Annotated in this window: 17 protein-coding genes; 9 read left to right on the top strand and 8 right to left on the bottom strand. The window is 65.2% G+C overall.

From position 1 onward, the window contains the following. Positions 1-16 precede the first annotated feature (16 nt). A complete protein-coding gene (mbfA, locus tag LB568_RS00150; protein ID WP_013892053.1) occupies positions 17-1,000 on the bottom strand; it encodes an iron exporter MbfA in 984 nt (327 codons plus the stop codon). Between the two features lie 174 nt (positions 1,001-1,174). On the opposite strand from mbfA, the gene LB568_RS00145 reads away from it, so the two are divergent. Together LB568_RS00145 and LB568_RS00140 are read left to right on the top strand one after the other, a co-directional pair. After that, positions 1,175-1,495 (top strand): hypothetical protein, encoded by a 321-nt coding sequence (locus LB568_RS00145; protein WP_013892054.1) that lies wholly within the window; start codon positions 1,175-1,177, stop codon positions 1,493-1,495. Between the two features lie 369 nt (positions 1,496-1,864). Further along, a complete protein-coding gene (locus tag LB568_RS00140; RefSeq protein WP_224728681.1) occupies positions 1,865-2,842 on the top strand; it encodes a threonine/serine dehydratase in 978 nt (325 codons plus the stop codon). Between the two features lie 234 nt (positions 2,843-3,076). Here LB568_RS00140 and LB568_RS00135 read toward each other — a convergent pair whose 3' ends face one another. From LB568_RS00135 to LB568_RS00120, 4 genes are read right to left on the bottom strand one after another with little or no spacing between them, the layout of a single operon-like run. Next, complete coding sequence (locus LB568_RS00135) at positions 3,077-4,213, bottom strand: ABC transporter permease (protein WP_224728680.1); 1,137 nt, start codon at positions 4,211-4,213, stop codon at positions 3,077-3,079. Beyond that, positions 4,210-5,130 (bottom strand): ABC transporter ATP-binding protein, encoded by a 921-nt coding sequence (locus LB568_RS00130; RefSeq protein ID WP_013892057.1) that lies wholly within the window; start codon positions 5,128-5,130, stop codon positions 4,210-4,212. The genes LB568_RS00135 and LB568_RS00130 overlap by 4 nt, the downstream gene beginning before the upstream one ends. Next, positions 5,127-6,080 (bottom strand): HlyD family secretion protein, encoded by a 954-nt coding sequence (locus LB568_RS00125; protein WP_224728679.1) that lies wholly within the window; start codon positions 6,078-6,080, stop codon positions 5,127-5,129. The genes LB568_RS00130 and LB568_RS00125 overlap by 4 nt, the downstream gene beginning before the upstream one ends. Before the next feature lie 13 nt (positions 6,081-6,093). Next, on the bottom strand, positions 6,094-6,780 hold the full coding sequence (locus tag LB568_RS00120) for a CerR family C-terminal domain-containing protein (RefSeq protein ID WP_013892059.1): 687 nt from the start codon (positions 6,778-6,780) through the stop codon (positions 6,094-6,096). 90 nt (positions 6,781-6,870) lie between these two features. Between LB568_RS00120 and LB568_RS00115 the strand changes: the two genes are divergently transcribed. The 3 genes from LB568_RS00115 to LB568_RS00105 are packed head-to-tail and all read left to right on the top strand — an operon-like array spanning position 6,871 to position 9,132. Further along, a complete protein-coding gene (locus LB568_RS00115) occupies positions 6,871-7,344 on the top strand; it encodes a CYTH domain-containing protein (RefSeq protein WP_013892060.1) in 474 nt (157 codons plus the stop codon). Next, on the top strand, positions 7,341-8,279 hold the full coding sequence (locus tag LB568_RS00110; protein ID WP_224728678.1) for a CHAD domain-containing protein: 939 nt from the start codon (positions 7,341-7,343) through the stop codon (positions 8,277-8,279). Before LB568_RS00115 ends, LB568_RS00110 begins: the two co-directional genes overlap by 4 nt. Positions 8,280-8,325: 46 nt before the next feature. Further along, positions 8,326-9,132 carry a lipo-like protein gene (locus LB568_RS00105; protein ID WP_224728677.1) on the top strand — a complete coding sequence of 269 codons (807 nt, stop codon included), beginning with the start codon at positions 8,326-8,328 and terminating at the stop codon, positions 9,130-9,132. A gap of 5 nt (positions 9,133-9,137) precedes the next feature. On the opposite strand, the gene LB568_RS00100 is transcribed toward LB568_RS00105, so the two are convergent. After that, positions 9,138-9,938: a helix-turn-helix domain-containing protein gene (locus LB568_RS00100; RefSeq protein WP_224728676.1), complete on the bottom strand. Its 801-nt coding sequence runs from the start codon at positions 9,936-9,938 to the stop codon at positions 9,138-9,140. Positions 9,939-10,051: 113 nt separating this feature from the next. Here LB568_RS00100 and LB568_RS00095 point away from each other — a divergent pair, with 113 nt between their 5' ends. Further along, positions 10,052-10,930, top strand: coding sequence for an SMP-30/gluconolactonase/LRE family protein (locus tag LB568_RS00095; protein WP_224728675.1), 879 nt, complete (start codon positions 10,052-10,054; stop codon positions 10,928-10,930). 140 nt (positions 10,931-11,070) lie between these two features. Then, positions 11,071-11,676: a DNA-3-methyladenine glycosylase gene (locus LB568_RS00090; RefSeq protein WP_224728674.1), complete on the top strand. Its 606-nt coding sequence runs from the start codon at positions 11,071-11,073 to the stop codon at positions 11,674-11,676. Positions 11,677-12,042: 366 nt separating this feature from the next. Here the strand turns inward: LB568_RS00090 and LB568_RS00085 are convergent, their stop codons facing one another. Together LB568_RS00085 and LB568_RS00080 are read right to left on the bottom strand one after the other, a co-directional pair. Continuing rightward, positions 12,043-12,744: a phosphatase PAP2 family protein gene (locus LB568_RS00085; RefSeq protein ID WP_140572429.1), complete on the bottom strand. Its 702-nt coding sequence runs from the start codon at positions 12,742-12,744 to the stop codon at positions 12,043-12,045. A 29-nt stretch (positions 12,745-12,773) separates the two neighbouring features. Continuing rightward, on the bottom strand, positions 12,774-13,112 hold the full coding sequence (locus tag LB568_RS00080) for a hypothetical protein (RefSeq protein WP_224728673.1): 339 nt from the start codon (positions 13,110-13,112) through the stop codon (positions 12,774-12,776). Positions 13,113-13,283: 171 nt separating this feature from the next. On the opposite strand from LB568_RS00080, the gene LB568_RS00075 reads away from it, so the two are divergent. Beyond that, complete coding sequence (locus LB568_RS00075) at positions 13,284-14,678, top strand: sensor histidine kinase (RefSeq protein ID WP_013892068.1); 1,395 nt, start codon at positions 13,284-13,286, stop codon at positions 14,676-14,678. After that, a complete protein-coding gene (locus LB568_RS00070; protein WP_013892069.1) occupies positions 14,675-15,337 on the top strand; it encodes a response regulator in 663 nt (220 codons plus the stop codon). The genes LB568_RS00075 and LB568_RS00070 overlap by 4 nt, the downstream gene beginning before the upstream one ends. Positions 15,338-15,390: the final 53 nt, after the last annotated feature.

Below are 15,390 nucleotides of genomic sequence, written 5' to 3'. Positions count from 1 at the left end.
GAAGGGAGAAAGTCGCTCAGGCATTCCCGATCAGCACGCCCGCGGCGAACACCAGCGCGCCGCCCAGCACCACCTGGAAGGCGGCGCGCAGGAAGGGCGTCTGCATGTAGCGGTTCTGGACGAAAGCGATGGCCCATAGCTCGAAGAACACCACCACGGCGGCAACGCCGGTCGCGGTCCAGAAATGTGGGATGAGATAGGGCAGCGCGTGGCCGAGGCCGCCTGCGGCCGTCATGACGCCGGTCGTGACGCCGCGCTTTATCGGTGAGCCGCGTCCCGAGAGCTTGCCGTCGTCGGAGGCGACTTCGGTGAAACCCATGGAGATGCCAGCGCCGATCGAGGCCGCAAGTCCGACCAGGAAGGTCTGCCAGGTGTCATGCGTGGCAAAAGCCGCGGCGAAGATCGGCGCCAGCGTCGACACAGAGCCGTCCATCAGGCCGGCAAGGCCCGGCTGCACATAGGTGAGGATGAATTGGCGCTGCTCGGCCGCCGCTTCTTCGTCCTTCACCTCGCCAGGCACGTGCTTCTGCTCCAATTGCTGAGCCAGCGTCTCGTGGCCTTGCTCGACCGCCGCCAGATGGTCGAGCAGTTTGCGCGTCGAAGCGTCGGTGGTGCGCTTTGCCGCCTCGACATAAAACAGGTAGGCTTGCCGCTCCATCACCTCGGCCTGGCTGCGCACATTTTCGATCCCGAGCGGCCGGACAAGCCAGTCGGGCTTGCGCTCGTAATAGCCTTTCACATGCTCGCGCCGGATCAGCGGAATGCGCTCGCCGAAACGCTTGCGATGGAGCTCGATCAGCGCATCGCGATGGCCGTCCTCCTCATGCGCCATCTCCTCGAACATCTTCGCCGATTGCGGATACCTATCCGCCAACCCGTCTGCATAGGCCCGGTAGATGCGCCCGTCATCTTCCTCGGATGAAATGGCCAGCGCCAGGATCTCCTGTTCGGACAGCGATTCGAAGGGGCGGCGGCCGAAGCCGAAAACGCGGGAAAGCATGAGCAAATCACCCTAGTTTAGAATTGTTCTAAACTAGGGTTTGACGGACCCCGGGTCAATCGCGCGCTTGCTCACGGCTCAAGAATTGTTGAAGCCGGCGCCGGAGCGAACCCTTCATTATTGGCAAAGGTTAACCTATATAGTCGAATCCAAGACAAGGATGAGGATCAACGCATGACGAAGCCGCACGCAGAGCATTTCGACCCAAAGCCCGTTCTCGATCTCATTGCCAGCATCGAGGCCGACCTGCAGCGCCTGAAGGGCCTGGTCGAGCAGCAGGTCGAGAAGTTCGACCCCGCCAATCCGCACAACAAAGCCCCGGACGGCAAGCTGACCGAGGAAGGCGTCGAGTGCTGCTACCGCATGTTCGACGAGGGCAAGTCGCGCTATTCGGTCGCCCAGCAGATGAAGATCTCCTTCGCCGCCGCCACCCACCGCTTCAACAACTGGCGCAAGCTGGGCGGGACCAAGAGGCAGCGGACGCTGTTGGGGTGAGAACCCGGTTCGCCGCAGGCAGCGGGACTCCGGCTGCATGCTCTGCGATTGGAAGACAATCAGATATGTCGGCGGGCCAGCACCCCCCTCTGGCCTGCCGGCCATCTCCCCCGCAAGGAGGGAGATCAGACTTCATCTTTGCCTTCGCCAATCTCACACGCCGCAAGGAAGCGGCGGCCTCTAAACTGCCAATCTCCCCCCTTGCGGGGGAGATGTCCGGCAGGACAGAGGGGGGTGTGCCGGGCCGCAACGCTGGCGACATTTTGTACCTCGTCATAATCGCCAAATTTTGTAGCGGTTACATCTTTTCGTTGGCGTCGCGCGGGCCTTTGCGTGCACCATGACGGGCCACATCTCGCAGGATCCGCCATGACAACCCCTCCCGGCATCGCCGACATCCACGCCGCCGCGGCCCGGCTCTCCGGCCTGATCGTCGAAACGCCATTGATCGAATCGGCCGAGTTCAACAAGCGCTTCGGCGCGCGCATCCTGTTCAAGCCGGAGACGCTGCAGCGCACCGGCTCGTTCAAGTTCCGCGGCGCCTACAACAAGCTGTCGTCGCTGAGCGAGGCGGAACGCGGCCGGGGCGTCGTGGCCTTCTCCTCGGGCAACCATGCGCAAGGCGTCGCCGCCTCGGCCGCCATGTTCGGTGTCAAGGCGGTCATCGCCATGCCCGCCGACGCGCCGGCGATGAAGGTCGGCAATGTCCGCAAGATGGGCGCGGAGGTGGTGCCTTTCGACCGTTTTCGCGACGACCGCATGGCCGTGATCCGCCCTTACATCGAGAAGGGCATGGTGCTGGTGCCGCCCTTCGACGATCCGGCCATCATCGCCGGCCAGGGTACGATCGGCCTCGAACTGATGCGCCAGGCGAGAGCGCTTGGCGTCGGCCTCGACGCGGTGATCGTTCCCTGCGGCGGCGGCGGCCTGTCGAGCGGCATCTCCGTTGCCGTCAAGGATGCTTCGCCCGGCACCGCCGTCTGGGCGGTCGAGCCCGAGCATTTCGACGACACGCGCCGCTCGCTCGCGGCAGGCGCCAGGGTCTCGAACGAGCCGGGCCATGATTCCATCTGCGACGCGCTGCTGACCGCCGAGCCCGGCGTGATCACCTTCGAGATCAACCGCCGGAACCTCACTGGAGCCATCGCCGTCTCGGACCAGGCGGCGGCGCAGGCGATGCGCGACGCCATGGCCTATCTCAAGCTGGTGGTCGAACCCGGCGGCTGCGTCGCGCTGGCGGCGCTGTCGTCGGGCGAGATTGAGCTGTCAGGCAAAAATGTTGCCGTGGTGTTGTCCGGCGGCAATGTCGATTTCGGGACGTATGCCGGGATCATGGCGGCGGCGTAGGGTGGCGGCGCTCCAAGCGGAGGCGTCGCGCTTGAGCACCCCCCTCTGTCCTACCGGACATCTCCCCCGCAAGGGGGGAGATCAGGTGTCACCCCGGCTTTCGCTAATCTCCAAAGTTCACCAGAGAGGCGGAGCGCCAAAGCTGCCGATCTCCCTCCTTGCGGGGGAGATGGCCGGCAGGCCAGAGGGGGGTGCTGTCCCGCCGACATGAAAAGGTTCCGCACCGCAAAACGCTCAATCCAGCGTGCGCCTGAATCGCACCAGTGCGACGCCGGCAAACAGCACGACAAACACCACCAGCCAGCCAATCTCGGTTGCCACGGCCGGCAGTTCGGCGCCCTTCAGCATCACCGCGCGGGTGATGCGCAGGAAATGCGTCAGCGGGAAGATCTCGCCGAAGGTCTGCGCCCAATCCGGCATGCCGCGATAGGGGAACATGAAGCCGGACAGCATGATCGACGGCAGGAAGAAGAAGAAGGTGAGCTGCAGGGCCTGCATCTGCGTGCGCGCGATGGTCGAGATCGTATAGCCGAGCAGCACCAGCGACAGCACGAACACCAGCACCGCCGACAAAAGCAGCGACATCGACCCGGTGAAGGGGATGGCGAACAGAAGCTTCGCCGCCGCCAGCACCACCACCACTTGCACGGCGCCGACCGCCAGATAGGGCAGCACCTTGCCCATCATGATCTCGAGCGGGCTCGACGGCATGGCGAGCAGGTTTTCCATCGTGCCGCGCTCGGTCTCGCGCGTCAGCGCGATCGAGGTCATCATCACCATGGTCATCTGCAGGATGACGCCGAGCAGGCCGGGCACGATGTTGTATTGCGAGATGCCTTCGGGATTGTAGCGCCGGTGCACCACGACATCGAGCTGTCCCCTGGCGGCCTCGGCGGCGGCTTCCTGCATGTCCTGGGCCCTGAGCAGGGCCTGGCTGGCGACGGTGCCGAGCGTGGAGATGGCGCCGCTGGCGACGGCAGGATCGGTGGCGTCGGCCTCGATCAGGATCTGCGGGTTGTCGCCGCGCTCGACCCGCTTGGCGAAGTCGGCCGGTATGGTGACGACGAAGGCGACGTCGCCGCGCGCCATCAGGAACTCGGCCCCCTCGGCGCTTTGCGCGACATGGTCGAAGCGGTAATAACCGGTGGTCTGCAGCGCCGCGACGATGGCGCGCGTGTAGGGGTCGCTGCTGGTCGCCACCAGTGCGGCAGGCAGGCTCTTCGGATCGTTGTTGATGGCGTAGCCGAACAGCACGAGCTGTATCAGCGGCACGCCCAGCATCATGGCGAAGGTGATGCGGTCGCGCCGCATCTGGATGAATTCCTTGATCAGCAGCGCGCCGAGCCTGGCGAAGGAGAAGATGCCGTTCATGCCATGTTGTCCTTCGACCCCGACATGAACTGGATGAAGACATCCTCCAGGCTGGTTTCACCCGGCGCCACCGTCACGCCCTTGTACTCTTTCTCGACATCGGCAAGTGCTGCTTCGAGCTTCTTCCGGTCGGAGCCGACGACATGCAGCGTGGCGCCGAACGGCGCCACCTGGTCGACCCCAGGGCGGCCTTGCAGCGCTTCAGCCACCTGATCGAGCCGCGGACCCTGCAGCACGAAGGTGGTCAGCCCGGCATTCCTGACCACCTCGGCCACGGTGCCGGTGGCCAGCATCTTGCCGTAGGAGATGTAGCTGATGCGGTGACAGCGCTCGGCCTCGTCCATGTAGTGGGTGGAGACCAGCACGGTCAGCCCGCCGCTGGCGAGGCGGTGGATCTCGTCCCAGAATTCGCGCCGCGCCTTCGGATCGACGCCGGCCGTCGGCTCGTCGAGCAGCAGCAGTTTCGGCTTGTGCATGATGCAGGCGGCCAGCGCCAGACGCTGCTTCCAGCCGCCCGACAAGGTGCCGGCCAGCTGGTTGCGGCGCGTGGTGAGGCCGAGCTCTTCCAGCGTCCTGGCGACATGCTCCTCGACCGGCTTCAGCCGGTAGAGCCGCGCCACGAATTCGAGATTCTCGCCGATCGTCAAATCCTCGTAGAACGAGAATTTCTGCGTCATGTAGCCGACTTCGCGTTTGATCCTGAGCGAGTCGGTGCGGATGTTGAAACCCAGCACCGTGCCTTCGCCCTCGTCCGGCGTCAGCAGACCGCACATGATGCGGATGGTGGTGGTCTTGCCCGACCCGTTGGGACCGAGGAAGCCGACGATCTCGCCTTCGGCGACCGACATCGTCACGTGGTCGACGACGGTCTTGTCGCCGAAGCGCTTGACCAGGCCATGAACGTCGATGACATTCATTTTGCCGTTTCCGCAAGATCGACATCGACGATCTGGCCGGGCTGCAGCGGACCCGCGTCGCCCTCCGGCCGCGCCTCGACGAGGTAGACCAGCTTCTGCCGGTTCTCCAGCGAATAGATCACCGGCGGGGTGAATTCGGGATCGGGCGAAACGTAGCTGACGCGCGCCTTGACGTCCGCACCGCAGCCGTCGCAATGCACGCTGAGCAGGCTGCCGACCTTGACCGAGGAGAAGGCGGCCTCCGGTATATAGACGCTGAGCTTCACCGCGCCGTCGGGCAGCACCGAAATCACGGGCGCGGTCGGACCCGCCGTGTCGCCGGGATTGCGGATGACGTCGTTGACGCGGCCGGGCGAGGGCGCCGCCAATATGCGCTTGGACAACCGCCACTCGGCCTGGTCGAGCGCGGCCTGCGCTTGCTTAACCTGATTGTCGGCGGCCTTGATCGTCTCGGCGCGCGCCGGCAAGCCGCCGACGGCGAGATTGGCCTCAGCCTGGCCAACCTGCGCGTTGGCGGTCTCCAGCGTCGCCGAAGCGGTGTCGTAGTCGGCCTGCGTGCCGGTACCGCGCTTGAACAGGTCGGCGGCGCGGTCGTATTTGCGCTTGGCGTCGTCGGCCTGCGCCTTGGCCATGTCGACCTGGGCCTTGAGCGCGGCGATTTCTTCCGGCCGCTTGCCGACCTGAAGGTCGGCAAGCTGTGCCTGCGCCTGCGCCAGGCTCGCCCGCGCCTGCGCCACCGCGATCTTGGCATCGGCGCTTTCCAGCGTCACCACCGTCGCGCCTGACGTGACGCGGTCGCCGCGCTTGACCGTGACGGTCTCGACCTGCGCCACCTCGATCGGCGCCAGCAGCACATAGTCGCCTTCGACATAGCCGACGGTCAGCGGCGGCGCCGGGGCGCAGGCACCGAAAAGCTGCACGGCGAGCGGCAGCGAACATAGAAAACTCATGGTCTTTGCCCCTTCATTTCTGCTTCTTCCTGGCGGCCAGTATGGCGCTGAGATTGTCGGCCGTGACCGCCACGACCTTTGCCGCCTCGGCGCTGCCGATGTCATGCCAGCCCATGCGGCGCATCACCGCCTCGCGGCCGATGCGGAAATAGATGACCTGGCCGATCAGCGTGAACACGGTGAGCCGGGTCCGTTCGCTTTCGGCCGGCTCGCCGGTCGCCTGCTCCCAGATCAGGCACAGCCGGCGATGCGTCGGCTCGAACACGCCATCATAGATGCGGTCGAGCGCAGCCGTGGGATGCGACAGCTCGCGCAGCACGAACTGCACGATCTCGCCGGCCTCCGGCTGCGCCACGATGAAGCCGACCATCCGCTCCAGCGCCGCGAAGAGCTGCGCCCTCGCCGCCTCGGGATCGGTTGGAGCCGCCGCCTGGCTGTTGCCCAGCGCCTGGCCGGCGACGGTCTGGATGGTCTCGACGATGAAGTCGGCGGCGGCGGCGCGAAGGCCTTCCTTGCCGCCGAAATGGTAGGCGATCGAACCGATATTGGCTCGCGCCTCCGCCGCGATCTCGCGGGTCGAGGTGCCGTCGAAGCCCTGCCGTCCGAACAGTTTCAGCGCGGCGCGGACGAGCGCGGCCCGCGTCAACTCCGCCGGGGGCGTGTCGCGGCGTGCATTCTTGGCGTCGGGCGATTTGATCATAGCCCAACTTTAATCAATCGATTGATTAAAGTCAACTTGTGTGCGGGGCTGTCTTGCCATCGTCTGCGGCAAACGCTTTAGTGCGCGGCCATGGGCAAGGAAGTCGAGCGCAAGTTCCTGGTCTCCAGCACCGCATGGCGGAACCTGGTCGAGGCGGATATCCGCATTCGCCAGTTCTATCTTGCCGCCGCGCCCGGCCGGACGGTGCGGATCCGCATCAGCGACGGCGTGTCCGCCAAGCTGACGCTCAAATTCGGCAGCAAGGCGCGCGAGCGCGACGAATACGAGTATCCGGTGCCTCTAGCCGAGGCCGAGGAGATGCTGGCCTTCGCTCTTGGACGTGTCATAGAGAAGACACGCCACCATGTTAGGCATCGCGGCTATCTCTACGAAGTCGACGTCTTTGGCGGCGCGCTGGCAGGACTTGTGGTGGCCGAACTCGAGACGCCGGAAGACGTGCCGGACGAAATGCTGCCAGACTGGCTCGGCCGTGAAGTCACCGGCGAGCAGAAATTCTACAACGCGTCGCTCGCCCTCGGGGGGATTCCGGAGATCGCCGCATGAGTTTTCGCATCGACCCGCGCCTGCCGCTGACCGGTGAGGTCAGACGCATCCTTGCCGAGGAGATTGGCAAGGCACTGCTGCATCTGGACGCGGCGCAGAACCGGCCGGAACAGGGACTGCACAAATGCCGCAAGCGGCTGAAGGGCGCACGTGCCTTGCTGCGCCTGGTTCGTTCCGGAGACGAAACTTTCTGCACGACCGAGAACCAGTGCTATCGCAATGTGGCGGCGCTGCTTGCAGGCCCGCGTGAAGCCACGGCGCTGATCGAAACCATCGACCGGCTGGCGGCTAGTTTTCCCAAGGAGAGCGCCGATGGCGGGCTCGATGCCGTGCGCGACAGGCTGGTCGCCCGCCAGCATGATCTGCACGAAGGCGCCGGCCTCCAGGCGGCAATCGGCGCGGCGATCGCCGCTTGCAAGGACGGCATCGAGCGGATCGAAAGCCTTGCCTTACCCGATCAGCCGGAGCAGGCCGCCGACGTGCTCGCCGAAGGCGCCCGCGTCACCCTGCGCCGTGCCAGGAAGGCGCTCGACAAGGCCGGCGCGCGCGGCGAAGCCGACGATTTCCACGATTTGCGCAAGGCGGCCAAGACGCACGGCATGCACCTGTCGCTGCTGGGCCGGCTTTGGCCGACGCCGATCAAGGCGCGGCGCAAGGCCGTCGACGAGCTGGGCGAGCGGCTGGGCGAACTGCATGATGTGTTCGTCATGCGCACGCTGCTCGAGGCCGACGACCAGCCGCTTGGGCCGCGCGAGGATACCAAGCTTCTCGGCAAGCTGCTGAAGCGCTCGGAAAAGAGCCTGAGGAAATCCTGCCTTGCCGAGGCTGCCGACCTGTTCGGCGACAGCCCCAGGCACGCGACGAAAAGACTGGCCCGCAAGGCGCGCGACGATCTGGCCGGCCCGCAGGAAGACGCCAGCGCATCGGCCGGCTAACCGCGGCTGGTATCCGCACGCCAGCCTGTGTTAATCACGCTCTGCTATGACCGCGCCGGCCGACACGCTTCTCGACCGCCTTGGCCGCTGGCTTGCCGGCCGGCTGCAGGAAGAATCCTCGGGCTATGAGCCCTACACGCCATCCGATGCCGAAACGCTGCGCCGCACGCTGGAGCCCGGCGACATCCTGCTGGTCGAGGGCAACCAGAGGATCTCGGCGGCGATCAAGTACCTTACCCAGTCGACATGGTCGCATGCGGCCTTTTATGTCGGCGATGCCTTCCCCAAGCCGGAAGACGGAGCGGAGCGGCCCCGGCTGATCGAGGTCACCATGGGCGAAGGCTGCGTCGCCGTGCCATTGTCGCGCTACCGCACCTACAACACCCGCATCTGCCGGGCGAGCGGCCTGGCACCGGAGGACCGCGACATGGTCGTCGCCTTCATGGTCGGCAAGCTTGGCTTGAAATACGACCTCAAGAACATCTTCGACATGCTGCGCTTTTTCCTGCCGACGCCGCCGGTGCCGGTGCGCTGGCGCCGCCGCATGCTGGCCTTCGGCTCCGGCGACCCGACACGCGCCATCTGCTCGACGCTGATTGCCGAGGCCTATGGCCAGATCCGCTATCCGATCCTGCCCGAGATCACCCGTGCGCCCGGCCGCGCCTCGGCGCAGTCGAGCTATTCGCGCAAGGAAATCCTGCACATCCGCCACCACTCGCTGTATACGCCGCGCGACTTCGACCTGTCGCCCTATTTCCGCATCGTCAAGCCGACCCTGGAATATGGCTTCGACTACCGGGCCGTGACCTGGGACGACAAGGCTGCGGACGCGGAGACGAAGGCCGCCGAATAGTCCTTTCACGCCGGAAGCGGGCGCCGTCCTTTTGCGGCGGACTGCTCGGCCGGCCGCGCGCCGGCATCGCGCGGGTGCGGGCCGATCGGCATGATCGCCGGAAACGGCGTCGCGCCGAAGGCAAACGTCCATTTGTAGCCGGTGAGACCGTCCTCGGGCGTGGTGTGCTGGTCGTGATGGGCGAGCAGCCTGGCGCGATCGGCCAATTCCTCCGCCTCGCGCCGCACCATCTCCGCCGTCTCCGGCCGCATGCGCCTGGAGAAGCTGACGAAGGTCGCCTCCTTCTCGATGTGCGTGATGGCCCAGCCGATAAAGTTCTTGTTGGTCATCTCGAACAGCGGCCTGAGCGGGCCCTCGAAATTCCATTGGATCGGCGTCTCGACCAGCAGCCTCGCCGTGAGTCCCCGCCCGAGCGCGACAAGGCCGAGTTCCTCGAGGTCGCGCAGATAGAGGAACATCGAGGCCTCGCTCAGGCCTTGCGAGCGCATGATGCCTTGCGGCGTGAATTTCTCCGACAGCATGACGAAGATGAACAGCAGCGCCGGCCGGCCGGCCAGCCTGCGCTCGATCTCGGGCGCGATGTGGTTGACCGGCCCCGGCCCCCGGTTCATCGAGCCGAGCACGTTTTCCAGCTCGACGCCGGCGGCCGCGCAAATCTCGACCAGCCGGTCGAGCTTGCAGTTCTTCTCATGGAAGATGCGCTTCACCGTCGGCTCGGAAACACCCATGCGCTCGGCAAGCTCGCGATAGGTGACACCCTTCGCCTTCAGCGTCCGCTTCAGCGCCTCGAAGATCAGACCGCTCACGGGATGCACCTCTTGCCGGGAGTTTCGTATCGATATTCGATACTAACAGCAATCAGGCTTCCCGAGAAGTATCGAAAATCATAGCTGTCCGCCATCATCACAGGAGACCAGCCATGAACCGCCTCAGCATTTCCGCCCGCCTCATCTTCTCCGCCTTTGCCGCCACCATCGGCATCGCCGCCACACCGGTCGCCCAGGCCGGCGAACTCTGGCGCGCCACGGGGCTCGAACAGCCGGAATCGGCGCTGTTCGACGCCGCCAACAACCGCATCATCGTTTCCAACATCGTCGGCAATCCCGGCGATGCCGACGGCAACGGCTATCTCAGTGTGCTGTCCCCGGAGGGCAAGACGGTGACCCAGCACTGGACCGAGGGCATGGACGCGCCCAAGGGCATGGCGATATCGGGCGGCAAGCTCTATGTCGCCGACATCACCAAAATTCGCGTCGTCGACCTCGCCAGCGGCAGGCTGGTCGCCAGCATCACCGTGCCGAATGCCGTCTTCCTCAACGACATGACATCGGATCGTACAGGCAAGGTCTATGTCACCGACATGCTGGCCGACACGATCTACCGCATCGACGGCGACAAGCCCGAGCTGTTCGCTGGGGATCCGATGCTGGCTTCGCCCAATGGCGTCTTCGCCGATGGCGACCGGCTGATCGTGGCCTCCTGGGGCAAGGGCATCAAACCCGACTTCAGCACGGTGGAGCCCGGTGGGCTGCTGGCCGTCGACCTCGCCAGCAAAATGGTCTCGCCATTGCTTGGCGCGCGGGAATTCGCCGACCTCGACGGCGTCGTCGCCATCGGCGACACCGTCTATGCCACCGCCTACATGACCGGCACGCTCTATCGATACAAGGCCGGCGGCGCGCCGGAAGCGGTGGCGCATTTCAAGCCGGGCAGCGCCGACATCGGCACCGACGGCAAGTCGATCCTCTATGTGCCGCTGATGAACGAAGGCGAGGTGGTGGCATTGAAGCTCGATTGAGAACCGGCGCTTCGGGGCTATCCCGCGCCATCCCGGGCGACCATCGCTAACAGCCGTGAGGTGGGCCGTGGTAGGACGGTCCATCGACAACAACGGCCAGGGAGGTTTGGCATGGATGGACCCCTGAGAACCCGGCCGCCATGACGATGACCTCCTACCGCCCGATCGCCCGTTCGGAATTGCCTGACGATACAGCCGCTCTCGCCCGTTATCTTATCGGCAAGCTGGTGGTGCGCGACTTGCCCGAAGGCATGGCCAGCGGCCGCATCGTCGAGACCGAGGCGTATGTCGTCGGCGATGCCGCCGGGCACGGCTACCGGGGGATGACCCCGCGCAACCGTTCGCTGTTCCTCGAGCCGGGGCACGCCTATGTCTATCTCGCCTATGGCGTCTCATACATGCTGAACGTCTCGAGCGAGATGGAAGGCACCGGCACCGGCGTTCTGATCAGGGCTCTCGAGCCGCTCGAAGGCATCGCGATCATGCGGCGGAACCGCAGTGTCGAGCGCCTGCGCGATTTGGCGCGCGGACCGGGACGGCTGGCGATGGCGTTGCGGATCGATCGTTCGCTCGACGGGCTCGATCTTTGCCGGAAGGGCCCGCTATGGCTCGCGGAAGATGACCACGCACCCGGCGAAATCGGGCAAGGCATCAGGATCGGCATTTCGAAGGACGCGGACCGGCCGCTGCGCTTTCATGTCAGGGGCAGCCCATTCGTCAGCGGTCCAAGGTCGCTCAACCGATAAGGACGCGGCCGCCCTCCTCTTCCTGATGGAAGCCGGACGCGAAGAGACTTCCCCGCCAATTGCGCTCGGCGCGTCGCGGATGATCGGAAGCAAAACGCCGGCGCGCTCGGCGCGTGTCTTCTGGTCGATACCGGCCAGGCCCATGCGGCAGCGATCATCGGCCAGATCCCGTGTTCATTTTTCTCGTACGCCGGGAATTGCAGGATAGGGTGTTTCTATCGGGGCTAGGGGGCAACGCAGTTGAAAATTTTCAGGACCTTGACGACGTCGGCATGCCTGCTCTCGACAATTTTCATGCTGACGGGCTGCGGGCACCTGATCAACAGATTGATCTGACGACGGGCCTGAGGGGCACCAGGCGCCCCATCAGGCATCGTCGCTCACCACCTTGCGCCGCTGCAGAAGCCGCGCCACCAACCAGCACAGCATCGCCCAGGCGAAGCCCGCGCACCAGCCCGCCAGCACGTCCGACGGCCAGTGGACGCCGAGATAGATGCGGCTGACGCCGACCAGAACCGCCGTCAGCACGGCGAGCGACAGGACGTAGATCTTGGTCGCCCGGCCATGCAGGAAGCGCGCCGCCAGCGAACCGAGCGTGAGGTAGGTCACCGCCGACAGCATCGCATGGCCGCTCGGGAAAGAGAGCGACGTCTCGTTGACCAGATGCGAAACGAGTTCGGGCCGGGGCCGGTCGACGCCAACTTTCAACAGGCTCGACAGAAGCTGGCCGCCGGCCACGGCGACGAAGATGAGAAGTGCGGTTCCCGGCCTGCGGATCAACAGCAGATAGACGATCGTCGCCGCCGTGATCAGCACCAGCACGCTGGTGCTGCCGAGGCTGGTGATGTCGCGCATCGCCCCTTCCAGCCATGGCGGGCCGAGCGGCACGCCGGGCTGCCCCGCCTGGCGGAAGGCAAGCAGGATCTCGGTGTCGAAGCCATGCGGCTCGGTTGTCCGCGCCAGTTCCATCAGTTCCACGAAGCCCCATAGCCCGCCGGCGATGACCAGGCCGGCCAGCAGGACCGGGAATTCGATCCGGTTGAGCAAGGTGGTGGCGGTGTCTTTCATCGGATCGGTATCGCAGCCGTCATCTCGGGTCATCGTCCTTGCAGATAGGGCCCGAGCGTGATCAGCGCCACCGCGGCGATCGCCAGCAGGATGCCGCTCGCCTGCAGCGCGTTGACGCGCTCGCCGAAGAACACCAGCGCCACGACGTTGACCGAGACCAGCTGGATGACCGCCGAGAGGCTGAACGACACCGACATGCCGAATTCGCGGATCAGCCGCAGCATGATCAGATTGCCCAGCGAGTAGAGCGCGAGCGTCAAAAGGATCTTGCCCAGGCTCGGCGCCAATCCCCATTGCTTGGCCGCGGTCGCCGCCAAAAGGAAGATGACCGTCGAAAAGCCAAGCTGCAGCAATCCCGAAAAACTCAACGTCCCGTCCCTCCTCGAAGCGGCTGCCGCCGCCTGTGCCGCGGCCCTTGTTTCCGAAGCGCGCCGGGACGTCAAGCGACCTCGTTCAAACGAAGGTCTTGGCAACGGCAAGACAGAGGCTCAATGTATCGACGCCGCCCAGCCTATCGATCGAAGGGCGGTCAGGGGCTCATGATACGCATCTTTCAGAACTTGGCGCGGCGCTGGAGCGAGCTTTCGCTCGCTGTGCAATTCCTCGTTGCCGGCGGTTTTGGCCTTCTGGTGGTTATGCTGCTGGTGGGTGCCTGGGTGACGACGCAGATCCGGGACGGCGTCACCCGCAATTCGGCCGCCACGACGGCGCTTTATGTCGACAGCGTGATCGCGCCGCTGCTGCCCGACCTGCGCAAGAGCGAGGAACTCAGCGAATCCGTCAAGCAGGCGCTCGACGAAACGCTCGGACAGGGCGCGCTCGGCAAGCGCCTGGTGTCGTTCAGGCTCTGGCGCCGCGACGGCACCGTGCTCTATTCGAAAGACTCCTCCCTGATCGGCCGCCGCTTCGATCTGAACGACCACCTGCGTTCCGCCTTCCAGGGCAACGTCGCTGCCCAGTTCGACACGTATGACGACAACGAAGAGAAAGAGCGGGCTTCGGGTGAGCCGTTGCTGGAGATCTACAATCCCGTGCGCGAACCCTGGTCCGGCGATGTGGTGGCGGTCACCGAATTCTACGAAATCGCCACCGATTTCAAAGCCACGCTGGCCTCCGCCCTGCTGTCGAGTTGGCTGATCGTGGCCGGCACCACCTTGACGGCATTCCTGCTCCTGTCGGGCATCGTGCTGCGCGGCAGCCGCACCATCGACGACCAGCGCGGAGCGCTGCGCCGCCAGGTGTCGGAGCTGCAGGACCTGGTGACGCAAAACAGCGCCTTGCGGCAGCGCGTACAGCGGGCGTCCCGCCGCGCCACCGCGCTCAATGAAAGATATTTGCGCCGTATCGGCGCCGACCTGCATGACGGGCCGGCCCAACTCGTGGCCCTGGCGGCGCTACGCATGGACAGCCCGGTGTTTACCGGCGATGACCATTGGGAGGGGAACCGCGCGACCGAGGTGGCGATGATCCGCAAGACGCTCGAGGATGCGATGCGAGAGATACGCGGCATCTGCAACGGCCTTGTCCTGCCGCAGATAGAGACGGCCGCGGCAACGGAAATATTGCGGCTGGCCGTCAAAGAGCACGAGCGCCGAACCGGAACGTCGGTGGCGCTCACGCTGCCAGGACAGTTGCCCGAACCCGGCGCTTCGGAGAAGATCAGCATCTATCGTTTCGTACAGGAAGGGCTGAACAATGCCTATCGCCACGGCCGCGGCAAGGATCAGGCGGTGGCTGCCGGAATGAAAGGCGGCCGGCTCTTCGTCGAAGTATCGGACGGCGGACCAGGCTTCGACCCGGCGGCACGGGTCGAGGGATTGGGGCTCGCCGGCCTCAGGGAGCGGGTCGAAAGCATTGGCGGCCAGTTCGAAGCCTTGACCGGACCGCAAGGCACGCGCTTGGTGATCAGTTTATCGGTTGAGGAGCAAGCATGACCGAAGCCATTCGTATCGCCATCATCGACGATCACCCGCTCTTTCGTGAAGGCGTGACGCGCAGCCTGTCGGAGATCGGCGGCTTCGAGATGGTCGGCGAAGGCGCGACCGCGCAGGATGCCGAACGCATCGCGTCGACGGCGCGGCCCGACATTCTGCTGCTCGACATCTCCATGCCGGGCGGCGGCCTGACCGCGGTTGCAGGCATCCTTGCCAACCATCCCGCCCAGAAGATCGTCATGCTGACGGTTTCGGAGGCCAATGCCGACGTGACCAAGGCCCTGAACGCCGGGGTACACGGCTATGTCCTCAAAGGTGTCGGGTCGCGTGCGCTCGCCGACATCCTGCGCAACGTGGTGGCAGGCGAGAGCTATCTTTCGCCGATGCTGTCGGCGCGGCTGCTTTCCGATCTCCAGTCCCAGCAGCCTGCCGACGGCATGGCGGACCGGCTGCGGCAACTCACGGAACGGCAGAGCGAGATCCTGCGGCTGGTGGCGGAGGGGCTCAGCAACAAGGAAGTTGCCCTGCGGCTGGATCTGCAGGAGAAGACCGTCAAGCACCATATGACCGGGGTGCTGTCGAAACTCAACGCGCGAAACCGCACCGAGGCGGCCCTGATGATGCGTGAGTTTCGTGACCGCGACCGGAACCGCGCATAGACGCCATCGCTATGCCGGCGCCATGGGGGAAACCGCGCGAGGATCGATAAAAA

The organism is Mesorhizobium sp. B263B2A (genome assembly GCF_020165775.1).
GTDB lineage: Bacteria > Pseudomonadota > Alphaproteobacteria > Rhizobiales > Rhizobiaceae > Mesorhizobium > Mesorhizobium opportunistum.
This window is presented reverse-complemented; position numbering and strand designations above follow the sequence as displayed.

Bases quoted from the DNA above. Each gene is read 5' to 3' on its own strand.
- mbfA (WP_013892053.1), bottom strand. From the start codon at position 1,000: ATGCTTTCCCGCGTTTTCGGCTTCGGCCGCCGCCCCTTCGAATCGCTG.
- LB568_RS00145 (WP_013892054.1), top strand. From the start codon at position 1,175: ATGACGAAGCCGCACGCAGAGCATTTCGACCCAAAGCCCGTTCTCGAT.
- LB568_RS00140 (WP_224728681.1), top strand. From the start codon at position 1,865: ATGACAACCCCTCCCGGCATCGCCGACATCCACGCCGCCGCGGCCCGG.
- LB568_RS00135 (WP_224728680.1), bottom strand. From the start codon at position 4,213: ATGAACGGCATCTTCTCCTTCGCCAGGCTCGGCGCGCTGCTGATCAAG.
- LB568_RS00130 (WP_013892057.1), bottom strand. From the start codon at position 5,130: ATGAATGTCATCGACGTTCATGGCCTGGTCAAGCGCTTCGGCGACAAG.
- LB568_RS00125 (WP_224728679.1), bottom strand. From the start codon at position 6,080: ATGAGTTTTCTATGTTCGCTGCCGCTCGCCGTGCAGCTTTTCGGTGCC.
- LB568_RS00120 (WP_013892059.1), bottom strand. From the start codon at position 6,780: ATGATCAAATCGCCCGACGCCAAGAATGCACGCCGCGACACGCCCCCG.
- LB568_RS00115 (WP_013892060.1), top strand. From the start codon at position 6,871: ATGGGCAAGGAAGTCGAGCGCAAGTTCCTGGTCTCCAGCACCGCATGG.
- LB568_RS00110 (WP_224728678.1), top strand. From the start codon at position 7,341: ATGAGTTTTCGCATCGACCCGCGCCTGCCGCTGACCGGTGAGGTCAGA.
- LB568_RS00105 (WP_224728677.1), top strand. From the start codon at position 8,326: ATGACCGCGCCGGCCGACACGCTTCTCGACCGCCTTGGCCGCTGGCTT.
- LB568_RS00095 (WP_224728675.1), top strand. From the start codon at position 10,052: ATGAACCGCCTCAGCATTTCCGCCCGCCTCATCTTCTCCGCCTTTGCC.
- LB568_RS00090 (WP_224728674.1), top strand. From the start codon at position 11,071: ATGACGATGACCTCCTACCGCCCGATCGCCCGTTCGGAATTGCCTGAC.
- LB568_RS00085 (WP_140572429.1), bottom strand. From the start codon at position 12,744: ATGAAAGACACCGCCACCACCTTGCTCAACCGGATCGAATTCCCGGTC.
- LB568_RS00075 (WP_013892068.1), top strand. From the start codon at position 13,284: ATGATACGCATCTTTCAGAACTTGGCGCGGCGCTGGAGCGAGCTTTCG.
- LB568_RS00070 (WP_013892069.1), top strand. From the start codon at position 14,675: ATGACCGAAGCCATTCGTATCGCCATCATCGACGATCACCCGCTCTTT.